Source organism: Gottfriedia acidiceleris (genome assembly GCF_023115465.1).
GTDB classification, from domain to species: domain Bacteria; phylum Bacillota; class Bacilli; order Bacillales; family Bacillaceae_G; genus Gottfriedia; species Gottfriedia acidiceleris_B.
Window position 1 is genome coordinate 2,187,258 of sequence record NZ_CP096034.1, and the last position, 12,154, is coordinate 2,199,411.

Sequence of the window (12,154 nt, forward strand, 5' to 3'; positions counted from 1 at the left end):
GTTTGTAAAATTAAAAAAGGGAAAAAATACCAAATATCGAATAATAAAGAAATATACCAATTAAAAAAGATTAAAAGATTATAGGAGGCATTTAATGAAGGCATTATCCGCTTCAATTGGATTAATACTAGAAGTGATTAGAATCATATTGATCTTCGGGTTAATTGGTGCATTAATTTCAACTGTTGTATCAGAAATATATATTGAATTTAGTGTAAATCTTACTCATACTGGATGGTCGTGTTATTTTGGTATACTTGTACTAATATTTGTTATGTATCGAAATAAAATACAATTCAGTGGATGGTATAATGGTAAAGGAAGGGAGAAATTAACTAAAATAGTCACAAAACTTTTAATTTCTTGCTCAATCATTATGATATTAATACCTGGAATAAATGAATTAATTCATAGGTTTTAACTTGTCAATAAACAGTTACTTATCAAACAACACGATCGACGACTAGTCGATTTTTATTTTGCCTATACAATTGAAGATAGGAGTGATTGAATTGACATTATTTGGCTATCTATTTTGGGGATTTATTGTTGTCGCCATTGCATTTGGTTTCTTTATGCAAAAAAAATTCGGAACAAAAGCACCAGATAAATCGGAAAGTCAAAAATTGCATGAAGAAATTACGAGACAGACACATAACAATGATCGACCAAGATTTTAATTAACGTGTGTAGTTGTTGAATTGTATAATGACTTACACACCGAATTAATTCAAATCAATATACTATTTTCTGAATGAAGTTTAAACTTGAAAAAGTTAATATAATAAAGAAGTAGTACTTTTACCAAGAAGGGAAAATAACATGAAAAAGATTGATGAATACTTTGAAACAGCGTTGGAAGCTTGGAGTATGATGCAAAAAACGACAGATGATGAAGGAGCAGAATGGGCAGAAAGATTCGAACGCTACTTCTATGAATTTATTGATGAAATGAAAAAATGGTGGGTAACGCTTGATCCAAAACCAACTAATATAGAAGACGCTGAAGAGTTACCTGAAATTAAAAAATGGATGGAGCAAATTCCTGGTCCAGTCCAATTAAATTTTTTAACTGAATTAGAAGATCTATTGGATGGTTTTGATACAGTACGGTTTGATTAAGGTGGTAAAGTATAGGACTGATTAGGATTGTTTATAAACCAACGTTTTCAAAGAATGTTATCGAATTAGAATTTGATGCAAATTCGAAATAATATTTCAAAAAGTCACATCATACTTTCGATGTGACTTATTTTTATTTATTCAGTATGTAATCCGGCAAATAATACCCTTAATCCATATCGAAATTGTTCTTCAAAATCAAAACTATATTGGTATTGCTCACCAAAGAATGAAGTAAATGCAGTTACTTCTTCTGGAGTGTATGTGAACTGTTTTGCACGATGTTCATCTGCTACAAATGATAATACATAATTATTAAAAAGGTTACCCGCAACAAGACAGTTTTTATCAGATACACCGTATTTTGTCAAATTTTCTAAAGTGAATTTGACTGCTTTTAATCTACTAGGTGTAGTTGGCATTGACTGTGCAAAAACCTCTACTGCATCTCTTGTTTTTAACAAAACTCTTCTTACTTCAAATGCTAGAGCTGTTAAAGCTTCCTTGGCATCTTCTAATTCTTCTGGTAGGACCATTTCATTATTCAGATGCTCAGCAATTAAATCATACAAAGCTTGTTTATCTTTAATATGCCAATATAAGGATGCGGCTTTGATCTCAAGCTCTTTTGCCAATGTGCGCATCGATAAATTACTTATTCCGTCACGATTTAAAATATCGAGCGATGCTTTTACAATTGCTTCTTTCGTTATCGCCATAAAATCTCTCCAAAAATTTAATAATTGTCATTGACTCTAACACTGTTAGATGTTAATCTAACGGTGTTAGATAACTAACGTTGTTAGACGTTTTTGTTCTCTTATTGTACTAGAAATATAAACTACTTTAAAGCTCAAACAAATTACCTACCAGTAAACCAAATAAATTTAAATAAGAAGACTTGTGAACAATGATTGACAACATTAAAAAGAGAACGGGTGGATATGATGATGAAAAATATGCGCAAGAAAAAAGATGTTGGTATTTATGGCTATACAGCAAAATGGTATGACAAAAATTCTCGAAAAAGCCGTTTGACACAAATGCAAGAATATGCAACTGAAATTAAATCCTTAGTTCATGATGGTGCAAGGATTTTAGAAGTAGCTCCTGGACCAGGATATCTATCTATTGAGCTTGCAAAAATGGGTTTTGATGTTACAGGAGTAGAGTTAAGTCCAGATTTTGTTAACATCGAAAAAAATAATGCAAAGGAAGCAAATGTTATAGTAGATTTTAAAGAAGGTAATGCTTCAAATCTACCTTGTGATGATAACACATTTGATTTTGTTGTTTGCAGTGCAGCATTTAAGAACTTTATGGATCCAGTAAAAGCACTCAAAGAAATGTATAGGGTATTAAAACCAGGTGGAACATCTCTTATAATTGATATGAATTTTAATGCAACTGCACAAGATATAGAAGGTGAAATTAGAAAAACTGGAATGACGGGGTTTGATAAGTATTTTGTAAAATTTGCATTTAAAACTTTCTTGAAAAAAGGTGCTTATACAAAAGAAAATTTTGAGATGTTTTTAAATAATACTGAATTTAAGAATTATAACATTAGGCAAGAGGATATTAGTTTATATGTATATCTTTATAAATAACCAGGTTTTTTATTGAAATTTTAGTTTATATAATTTTTTCGAGTTACAAAACTATTAATCTTAAATTAAATATAATGTAATTAATGATTCTTACGTAAAAGCAAATCGAAACGAAGATGCTATTTGAAGCTTTGTTAGAAGACAATCTTACAATAAAAAATTCATTAGATTACAACCTATTATGGATCTATTATTAACTTAATATCACTAATGCTATTAAAGTGATTCCGTTTTAATAGAGATCAATTTAAAAAGTCGATTTCTCATTGGAAATCGACTTTTTTATTGTTAACTATCATTTATTATTCATAAAATTTTGTTTCTCTAAATATTCTAGAACTGTTTGAGAATATTCATGATGGGATTCTTGTGTATACTTTGCAATCGTATAAATTTGAGCTAAATTCTTTAATCCTAGTCGCTCTGTCATTTCTTTAAGCTTTGGAACGTCCATGTAACGTTGCCAGCCTTTTTCATTTCTTTCTTTATAGATTTCAAGAATATCTTCATCTGAGTAATCATTATATTGTTCATAATGAACTAGACCTTGTTTTGGAAGTCGGTCACGTAATGCTGGATTTTCTTTTGGATAGCCTAATGAGTAGCCTACAACTGGTACGACATTTGGTGGTAAGTTAAGAATTTCTCCAATTTGATTACAATTTGCAAGAGTAGAGCCCATATAACATATACCTAGTCCTGCATTCTCAGCAGCTAAAGCACAGTTTTGAGATGCTAAAGTAGCATCAATAGCACCAATCATAAAGCTCATGAAATTATCAAAATGTACTGGTGCATCATTCAGCGTAAGCCATTTTCTCATTCGATTAAAATCTACACAAAAAGTTAAAAGGATCGGTGCATCAATAACCATTGATTGCTCCATATGTGCTGTATATAATTTCTTTCTAATTTCTTTGTCTTTTGTAACAATAATCGAATAAGATTGCATATTGCCACTTGATGAGGCACGAATACCCGCATCTAATATTTGATCTAAAAGCTCCTGGCTTACTTCCTTGTCCTCATATTCTCGTATTGATCTGTGCCCATGTAAAACATCATTAAATTCCAAAGCTTTCACTCCTCATATCAAAAGATTTTCATTAGACATATTATGAATGTAAAATAATTCGACAGATTATTTTAATCCATAATTATTTCTGAATAATCAAATTATAAAGTAAACATATCACAAAAATCCTTTATCGTACACAAATTTGTAGTTTTAATAAGTTTTTAGTAAAAATTACTCAGTTAAACATTTTTGCAGAATAGTACAGGTTTATACCAATGTCTAAATGTGTCAAATTTTCAAAGTTGTAGTATTTAAGACAATATGCTATTTACAAGCAAATCTGTTATTAAAATATAACAATAGATGAATCATAAAAAATTAGTAGAATATAGTAAAAAATGAGCCTAAAAAACAGGAAGACAAAGGGGTGAAAAAGTGAAAAAATTACTTTCAGGAGTTATTACATTTGTAATCTTGATACTGACACCTTTTGGATTTTCCCATGCAATGGGTTCCACTTGGACCGATTGGCTTTTTGCTAGTTCATTGCTTATTACAGCTATAATCGCTTTTTTTAATATTAGTGGTGATGGCTTGATTGGAAGATTAGATAAATCAACAGTTAAGGGGAAAACAGGAATCACAGCAAGAATAGATAATGAAACAGAAGTTTTTAAAGTTCCATTTGCATTTTATGTTTCTTCTATATTTACAATTGGAAGCCTAATTATGACGCATATAAATTGATTACGCTATTTGTTTTAGTCTTTTTTAAAAAATATAAAATAAATTAAAGCTCAGCCTACTAGTTTAGACTAAGCTTAATACTTTCATATCAATTTTTTTTAGTGTCTACTTATCAATCAAGTTCTTTATTCTAGCTTTAAATTTTTAAATTCAATTCGATATAAATCACGACGTCGATCGCGTAGCTGACGGACTGATCCTGTATTTCGGGAACGTCTTAATTTTTCAAGGTCAACATCGCCGACTACGACAGTATCAACATTTGCATCGCATTCACCAACAATGCCATCTCTTGCGAAGCCAAAATCAGAAGGGGAGAAAATACCAGATTGTGCATATTGAATATCCATGTTTTGTACATGTGTTAAGTTCCCAACTGTGCCTGCGATACAAGTATATACTTGGTTCTCGATTGCTCTTGCTTGAGCGCAATAACGAACACGGAGGTAACCTTGGCGATCATCCGTACAAAATGGAACGAAGATGATATTCGCACCCTGATCTACTGCAATACGAGCAAGTTCTGGAAACTCGATATCGTAGCATATTTGGATAGCGATTTTACCACAATCCGTATCAAACACATGGATTTCGTTTCCTTCTGAAATTCCCCACCATTTTCTCTCATTAGGAGTAGCGTGAATTTTTAATTGCTTTTCAATCGTACCATCACGTCTAAATAGATACGCAACATTGTAGATATTACCGTCTTCCTCAACGAAGTGAGATCCCCCAACAATATTGACATTGTAGCGTACAGCAAGTTCTGTAAAAAGTTCGATATATTGCTCAGTATAGGTTGCAAGCCTGCGTACAGCCTGATCAGGGCGTTTTTCTTCTAGAAAAGACATCAATTGTGTTGTAAACAACTCTGGGAAAACAGCAAAATCGGAACCGAAGTCAGCTGCAACATCAACATAATACTCGATTTGCTTCGTAAAATCAGAGAATGAATCGATTTTTTTCATCATGTATTGTATTGCGCAAATTCGAACTGGGAATGATGCTCGATAAACTCGTTTAGATTTTGGAAGATAGTCAATATTACTCCATTCCATCAAAGTGGCAAATGAATCTGATGCCTTATCATCGGGAAGGTAACGTGTATTAATCCGTTTAATTGTAAAACCTTCCATTAATTGGAATGATAAAACTGGGTCATATATACTATGTTTTTCTACTGCAGCTACATATTCACGTGGTGACATTTCATCTCTATGTTTATGATAATTTGGAATTCGACCACCAATGATAATACTTTGAAGATTTAGTTGTCGAGCCAATTCCTTTCGTGCTTCGTAAAGGCGATGACCAATTTTCATACGACGGTATTCAGGATCAACCATAACTTCAATTCCATATAAATTAAACCCATTCGGATCATGATTTGTAATATAACCATTATCAGTTATGACGTTCCAAGTATGCTGGTCATCATATTCATCGAAGTCAACCATTAAACTTGAACAAGAACCAATAATTTTATCTTCATACTCTACGCAAAACTGACCTTCAGGAAAAATGCGAATATGACTTTCTAATTGTTCTCTTTTCCATCCTTCCATGCCAGGAAAACAACGGTTTGATAACTTCATAATTTCAGTAATATCTTCCATACGTATATTTCGAACTTCAATTTTCTTCTCGTATTTTGACATATCTGTCTCTGACATAATCTCACGTCCTAAATATAAATGTCTCGCTTGCAAAGGGACCATTATAAATGGTATATAGCACTCGAATCTAACAGTTAGGATACCCACAATTTACCTTTTCAATATAGTCTAAAAAATATAGTTACTCATAAGAGGTTGATGAGGAAATAAAAAAGCTAGAAGATTTTTATCTGATCCATTTGTATAGTAATAAACATTATTTATGAACAGAACGGAACCTTAGTTCATGTAAATAAACAAGTAGCATATTATACTAATTAGTATTTAGTAATATTATTATGTAAACTAATTATCACAATAAGAAATGAATCCATACTCGGACATTGACTACTTTCAAAAAATACTTTAAAATTATCTTTAATTCAAGATAGTTGAAAGGGGTTGATATGAATTGAATCAAAATGAAATTTCAACTAATTCGCTCCAGTTATACTCTGAAATTTGTAAAGCAAATCGATTTTTGACTGATGCTTCTATTAATAATATTAAATGTTATGGTTTGAATTTGACTGAGTTTGCAGTCTTAGAATTGCTTTATCATAAAGGAGATCAGCCAATTCAACAAATTGGAAAAAGGATATTAATCTCAAGCGGAAATATGACGTATGTATTAGATAAATTAGAGGCAAGGCGATATATTGAACGCATTCATTGTCCAAAAGATCGACGAGTTATTTATGCAGCTTTGACTAAAGAGGGTAGAAGAGTAATTAGTTGCATCTTTCCAGCTCATAGTGAAATGATTCATAACGTATTTTCTCAACTAAATTCAGCTGAAAAAGATATGTTAATCTACTTATTAAAAAAGGTTGGATTAAGCAAAAATCAACCTCAAGGTTGAGATAACTTAATTCGAACTAATTTGAATTAAAAGCTGTCATTTGACGGCTTTTTTTGTTAAGGCTGGAAATAATAGTAATAGACTAATTGCATGAAGAGGTATAAAAATATGGAAGAAAAGTTTATAGGGAAATCAATTATTATTACAGGTGGTGCGAATGGAATTGGAGAGGGTATTGCACTTGCATTTGGAAGATTAGGTGCAATTGTATTTATAGCAGATGTTAATGAACAAAAAGGTCATAGAGTTGTAAAGGAAATTGAGGAAAATGGTGGGAGAGCAATATTCTTTAAGACTGATGTTAGTAAAGAGGAAGACATCATAAATCTAATTCGCAATGTTATTGAAAAAATTGGTAAACTTGATATTTTAATTAATAATGCAGGAATTTCCGCTTTTAAGCCATTTTTAAGCTTATCAACAGATGAATGGGATCAAGTAATTAATACTAATTTGAGAAGTGTTTTTATTTCATCAAGAGAAGCTGTTAAAGTGATGAATAAAGGTGGAAGAATAATAAATATGGCATCAACAAGGGCCATTATGTCAGAACCAAATTCAGAAGCTTATGCAGCATCAAAAGGTGGAATTGTATCAATTACCCATTCGTTAGCAGCATCGCTACAGCCAAATGGTATAACAGTAAACTGTATTAGCCCTGGATGGATTCAAGTTGATCAGAATGAAGAATTAAAAGAAACTGATCATCTTCAACATTGGTCAAATCGAGTAGGTAGGCCTGAAGATATCGCTAAAGCATGTATTTATTTAGCTGATCCAGAAAATAACTTTATAAATGGTCAAAATATCATAATTGATGGTGGCATGACTAGAAAAATGATTTATGAAGAATAGGAAAGCAAGGAAAGGTAATTTTCCTTGCTTTCTTATTGGTTACTTATCCGTTTTACCTTACTTTCTTGTATCCTTGCTCTAAAAATATATCTTAATAAATATGGTACAACAATAAAGATGAATAGTGTTCTAAATAGTTGATAACACATTATGACAGTAATGTCTGCATCTACTTCTTTTGCAATTAATGCCATTTGATCCATTCCACCAGGGGCTAAGCTTAATAAGGCACTTATATGATCAATGGTGTGAGTATGTGTTAAAAATAGACTAGATAAAAGCGAAAATGTTAATAAAACGACTCCACTTAAGATTGAAACTAAAACTATTTTTAATTTGTTATTCAAGTTTTCTGGTTTCAATAATAAGCCAATATAACTTCCCATCATTAACTGGGAGCAGTCTAATATAACAGAAGGTAAGGCAGGTCCATGTAGTCCTGATAAATTAAGGATAATTGTTGCGATCATTGGACCTAAAAGTAATGCTGTTGGAAAATTTATTTTCTTCCCTAAAAGCCCTAGGAGCGTACATACAATCGCAAAAATAATAATATTTGGAAATAAGCCATGCCAGCTTGCTGAAGAGTGGTAAATGGCTTCTGAGATCGAACTTTTATGTACATTAAAAAATGGACTGAAAATTAATAATGGGACCATAAAAATGATCATCATAAGCCTAGAAATTTGTAAGAATGTCACAATTGTAAAGTCAATATCTTTAATCTCTTCAGCAAGAGCAATCATTTGACTTAAACCACCTGGAATACTACCTAATAAAACAGTTGGATAATGAATTTTAAATACTTTAGAAATTATGATTGACATTGTAATTGTAAAAAGGATGAGTAGAAAGGTCATCAAAATCATAGAAGTTAATTGATGTCCGATTTGAATAAACGTAGAAGATGTAAATGATAGCCCAATTGTGTAGCCGATTATGATCATGGCTGTATCTCGAACTTTACTTGGCCAATACAATTTTATCCCTTTAATTTTAGAAAGGATCAGTACAAAAAACATTGGGCCAAGGAGCCAAGGTATTGGAAGTTTAATTAATTGAAATAAAAAACCACCAATAATTGCTATAATTAAAGTAAATAAAAGCTGTGTCCATTTATTATCGTTGTAATTTATTACCATAGTTTCACTTCTTTTCAAATTATAAAATTTTAATGTAAAGATCATGTTTACATTTATTCATCGCGCTTGTTATGTTAATATCATTATTGACCTTAAGTTTATGGTATGCAAGGATTTTGCTCTGTTAGTCGTTTGAACATTTAACAGGATAGTAAAACTAATCGGAGGATATATTAAAGATAGTAAATTTGTTACAATTTTTAATTTGAAAACCCTTGCAAATTTTAATTAGAAAGGACTAATTGAATTGGCTAAACAACAAATAGGCGTAATCGGTTTAGCAGTAATGGGAAAAAACCTAGCTTTAAATATTGAAAGTAGAGGTTTCTCAATTTCTGTATATAACCGTTCAGTTGAAAAAACAGAAGAATTTTTAAAAGAAGCAGAAGGTAAAAATGTAGTTGGAACATTTTCAATTGAAGAATTTGTAAATTCTCTTGAAACACCTAGAAAAATATTAATAATGGTAAAAGCAGGTGGCCCAACTGATTCAACAATTGAAATGTTATTACCTCATCTTGATAAAGGTGATATTTTAATTGATGGTGGAAATACATATTATAAAGACACTCAAAGACGAAATAAAATGCTATCTGATAGCGGAATTCATTTTATTGGAACAGGTGTTTCAGGTGGAGAAGAGGGAGCTTTAAAAGGACCTTCAATTATGCCTGGTGGACAAAAAGAAGCATTTGAACTAGTAAAGCCTATTTTTGAAGCGATTGCTGCAAAAGTAAATAATGAGCCATGTACAACATATATTGGTCCAGATGGTGCTGGTCATTATGTAAAAATGGTTCATAATGGAATTGAATATGGAGATATGCAATTAATCTCAGAAGCTTACTTTTTATTAAAAAATGTACTTGGCTTAACTGCTGACGAATTGCACCATGTATTTAGTGATTGGAATAAGGGTGAACTTGATAGCTATTTAATTGAAATTACTGCCGATATCTTTACTAAAACAGACGAAGTAACAGGTAAACCACTTGTAGATGTTATTTTAGATAAAGCAGGACAAAAAGGTACAGGAAAATGGACTAGTCAAAGCACGCTAGATTTAGGCGTTCCTACTTCTATTATTACTGAGTCTGTATTTGCACGATTTATTTCTGCAATGAAGGATGAAAGAGTAAAAGCAAGTAAATTATTATCTGGTCCATCAACTAGTACATATAATGGTGATAAAGAGCAACTTATTGAAGATGTGCGTAAGGCTCTTTATATGAGTAAAATTTGTTCATATGCTCAAGGATTTGCTCAATTAAGAGCTGCATCTGATGAGTATAACTGGGATTTACAATATGGTGATATTGCAATGATTTTCAGAGGTGGATGTATTATTCGAGCGGCTTTCTTACAAAAAATTAAAGAAGCTTACGATTTAGATGCTAATCTATCTAACCTATTACTTGATCCATATTTCAAAGAAATCGTAGAAAGCTACCAAGGTGCTTTACGAAAAATAAGCGTAGTAGCAATTGAAGCTGGTGTACCAATTCCATGTTTCTCTGCTGCTTTAGCTTATTTTGATAGCTACCGCACAGAAACACTTCCTGCAAATTTAATCCAAGCACAAAGAGATTATTTTGGTGCGCATACTTATGAACGAATCGATAAAGAAGGTACGTACCATACTCAGTGGACATAATTTAAAATTTGTTTTCGAAACATAAAAAAGTTACCCCCTCGATAAAATGTACCCTTTGTAAAGGACATTGAAAAAAAGTCTATGCAACTTTAAGGAGATGATTTCTGTATTGAACAGGGGTCATCTTCTTTAAATTCCACTGATATCTATAATGATTGTAATAGTTCATATAATGTTTTATTTCTTTATTAAGCTCTTCTAAATTTTGACATGACTTAATAGAGGCTTCATCTTTAAAATGGCCAAAAAATGATTCTTGTGGAGCGTTATCCCAACAGTTTCCACGTCTAGACATTGATTGAATTAAACCTAATTTTTTTACTAGTTTTTGAAAGTCTGGGTGTGTATAATGTGTTCCTTGATCTGAATGAATGAGTGAACCTTCTACTTTCTTAAAGTTACGATTCCTTTTTAACTTCCGAAGAGTATTTGTAGCTAACTCCATTGTTATTCGGTCTGAAACATGGTATGCCATTATTTCATTTGTTGAACTATCTAAAATTGTTGATAAATATGCTTTCTGACCTTTACCATATTTTAGATAGGTTATATCTGTTAGAAGTACTTTCCCAGGTACTTCTTGTTTAAATTGACGATTCAATCGGTTTGGCACAACCCTATGTTCTTTTGTAGCCTTCATCATTCGTCTGTAGGGATTTGCCTTTCTAATTGGGCAAACTATACCGTATTTTTTCATGATTCTTCGTATACGTTTTAAATTGTAGACAATCTTAAATTGACCCGCCAATGTACTCTTGATTTGACGTGCCCCTTTTTTATAACGTTTAAAGCGATAAGCCTTTAATATATTTACCCTTACAATTTCATCCTTTTCATCTTGTTGCTTTCTTCGTTCTTGTGACTTAATAGAAAAGTAATGATAATAACCACTTCTTGATACGCCAGCTATCTTACAAAGGTAAGTTACCATATGTTTTATTTCAAACTTTTCAATTATGGAACGTATTAGAGTATATTTTTGGCTAGGAGAAATAACGACTACTTCATCCTCCCTTCTAAGAAACGAATCTTTTTTAGTAGTTCATTTTCAGCTTTAAGTAGATTAATTTCTGCTTCTAAACGAGCGTTCTTTTCCTCTAAAGTTAGTTCTCTATTTAAAGGTCTTCCTGAGCTATCGGATCTCGTGTCACGAAGACCAAGTTCACCATTCTCTCTATACGCAGAACGCCATCTACTACCAGCAGCTTGAACTCTTTTCATTCCAATCACTTCTATATCAAATCCACACTCTTCAAATATTTGTCTTGGTAATTTTCCTTTCTTATTTTCCGAAATAAAAATACGCTTGAACTCATCGGTGTAAGTGATCCCTTTCGAACTAACTGACTTTACGTGTTGGTTTTTGGAAAGTAGATTAATTTCTTTATCTGTAAATATTTTATCGCTCATCTAATATTTCCCCGATCCCGTTTTTTCTAATTATAAACAAAAGTACCCTATAGAGGTCACTTTTTTTAAGTGTCTACTC

General features: G+C 31.7%; 13 protein-coding genes. 8 read left to right on the top strand and 5 right to left on the bottom strand.

Translation table 11 applies throughout. The features are described from left to right. The first annotated feature begins 94 nt into the window (after positions 1-94). From MY490_RS10650 to MY490_RS10660, 3 genes are all read left to right on the top strand, one after another. Positions 95-421 carry a hypothetical protein gene (locus tag MY490_RS10650; protein ID WP_248269164.1) on the top strand — a complete coding sequence of 109 codons (327 nt, stop codon included), beginning with the start codon at positions 95-97 and terminating at the stop codon, positions 419-421. A gap of 91 nt (positions 422-512) precedes the next feature. After that, the gene (locus MY490_RS10655) at positions 513-680 is read left to right on the top strand and encodes a hypothetical protein (RefSeq protein ID WP_248269165.1); all 168 of its coding nucleotides are present in this window, start codon (positions 513-515) and stop codon (positions 678-680) included. Positions 681-822: 142 nt separating this feature from the next. After that, positions 823-1,122 carry a hypothetical protein gene (locus MY490_RS10660; RefSeq protein ID WP_248269166.1) on the top strand — a complete coding sequence of 100 codons (300 nt, stop codon included), beginning with the start codon at positions 823-825 and terminating at the stop codon, positions 1,120-1,122. 137 nt (positions 1,123-1,259) lie between these two features. Here MY490_RS10660 and MY490_RS10665 read toward each other — a convergent pair whose 3' ends face one another. Further along, positions 1,260-1,841, bottom strand: a complete 582-nt coding sequence (locus MY490_RS10665) for a TetR/AcrR family transcriptional regulator C-terminal domain-containing protein (RefSeq protein WP_248269167.1) — start codon at positions 1,839-1,841, stop codon at positions 1,260-1,262. A 228-nt stretch (positions 1,842-2,069) separates the two neighbouring features. On the opposite strand from MY490_RS10665, the gene MY490_RS10670 reads away from it, so the two are divergent. Next, on the top strand, positions 2,070-2,732 hold the full coding sequence (locus tag MY490_RS10670) for a class I SAM-dependent methyltransferase (protein WP_248269168.1): 663 nt from the start codon (positions 2,070-2,072) through the stop codon (positions 2,730-2,732). Between the two features lie 295 nt (positions 2,733-3,027). Here the strand turns inward: MY490_RS10670 and MY490_RS10675 are convergent, their stop codons facing one another. Beyond that, positions 3,028-3,807 (bottom strand): nitroreductase family protein, encoded by a 780-nt coding sequence (locus MY490_RS10675; RefSeq protein WP_248269169.1) that lies wholly within the window; start codon positions 3,805-3,807, stop codon positions 3,028-3,030. Between the two features lie 378 nt (positions 3,808-4,185). Here MY490_RS10675 and MY490_RS10680 point away from each other — a divergent pair, with 378 nt between their 5' ends. Next, entirely contained in the window at positions 4,186-4,497 is a 312-nt protein-coding gene (locus MY490_RS10680) for a hypothetical protein (protein WP_248269170.1), read from the top strand. Between the two features lie 125 nt (positions 4,498-4,622). Here the strand turns inward: MY490_RS10680 and MY490_RS10685 are convergent, their stop codons facing one another. Next, positions 4,623-6,170 (bottom strand): bifunctional GNAT family N-acetyltransferase/carbon-nitrogen hydrolase family protein, encoded by a 1,548-nt coding sequence (locus MY490_RS10685; protein ID WP_248269171.1) that lies wholly within the window; start codon positions 6,168-6,170, stop codon positions 4,623-4,625. 394 nt (positions 6,171-6,564) lie between these two features. Between MY490_RS10685 and MY490_RS10690 the strand changes: the two genes are divergently transcribed. Both MY490_RS10690 and MY490_RS10695 read left to right on the top strand, forming a co-directional pair. Continuing rightward, positions 6,565-7,014 carry a MarR family winged helix-turn-helix transcriptional regulator gene (locus tag MY490_RS10690; RefSeq protein WP_248269172.1) on the top strand — a complete coding sequence of 150 codons (450 nt, stop codon included), beginning with the start codon at positions 6,565-6,567 and terminating at the stop codon, positions 7,012-7,014. Positions 7,015-7,122: 108 nt separating this feature from the next. Continuing rightward, a complete protein-coding gene (locus MY490_RS10695; protein ID WP_248269173.1) occupies positions 7,123-7,869 on the top strand; it encodes an SDR family NAD(P)-dependent oxidoreductase in 747 nt (248 codons plus the stop codon). Positions 7,870-7,901: 32 nt separating this feature from the next. Here MY490_RS10695 and MY490_RS10700 read toward each other — a convergent pair whose 3' ends face one another. After that, positions 7,902-9,011 carry an AbrB family transcriptional regulator gene (locus MY490_RS10700; RefSeq protein WP_248269174.1) on the bottom strand — a complete coding sequence of 370 codons (1,110 nt, stop codon included), beginning with the start codon at positions 9,009-9,011 and terminating at the stop codon, positions 7,902-7,904. A 247-nt stretch (positions 9,012-9,258) separates the two neighbouring features. On the opposite strand from MY490_RS10700, the gene gndA reads away from it, so the two are divergent. Then, on the top strand, positions 9,259-10,665 hold the full coding sequence (gene gndA, locus MY490_RS10705; RefSeq protein ID WP_248269175.1) for an NADP-dependent phosphogluconate dehydrogenase: 1,407 nt from the start codon (positions 9,259-9,261) through the stop codon (positions 10,663-10,665). A 79-nt stretch (positions 10,666-10,744) separates the two neighbouring features. Here gndA and MY490_RS10710 read toward each other — a convergent pair. Continuing rightward, a protein-coding gene (locus MY490_RS10710) for an IS3 family transposase (protein WP_282439857.1) occupies positions 10,745-12,075 on the bottom strand; the annotation gives its coding sequence in 2 pieces (ribosomal slippage) (positions 10,745-11,688 and positions 11,688-12,075; 1,332 coding nt in all). Positions 12,076-12,154: the final 79 nt, after the last annotated feature.

Coding starts and splice junctions, on each gene's coding strand:
- MY490_RS10650 (WP_248269164.1), top strand. CDS start 95: ATGAAGGCATTATCCGCTTCAATTGGATTAATACTAGAAGTGATTAGA.
- MY490_RS10660 (WP_248269166.1), top strand. CDS start 823: ATGAAAAAGATTGATGAATACTTTGAAACAGCGTTGGAAGCTTGGAGT.
- MY490_RS10665 (WP_248269167.1), bottom strand. CDS start 1,841: ATGGCGATAACGAAAGAAGCAATTGTAAAAGCATCGCTCGATATTTTA.
- MY490_RS10670 (WP_248269168.1), top strand. CDS start 2,070: ATGATGAAAAATATGCGCAAGAAAAAAGATGTTGGTATTTATGGCTAT.
- MY490_RS10685 (WP_248269171.1), bottom strand. CDS start 6,170: ATGTCAGAGACAGATATGTCAAAATACGAGAAGAAAATTGAAGTTCGA.
- MY490_RS10695 (WP_248269173.1), top strand. CDS start 7,123: ATGGAAGAAAAGTTTATAGGGAAATCAATTATTATTACAGGTGGTGCG.
- MY490_RS10700 (WP_248269174.1), bottom strand. CDS start 9,011: ATGGTAATAAATTACAACGATAATAAATGGACACAGCTTTTATTTACT.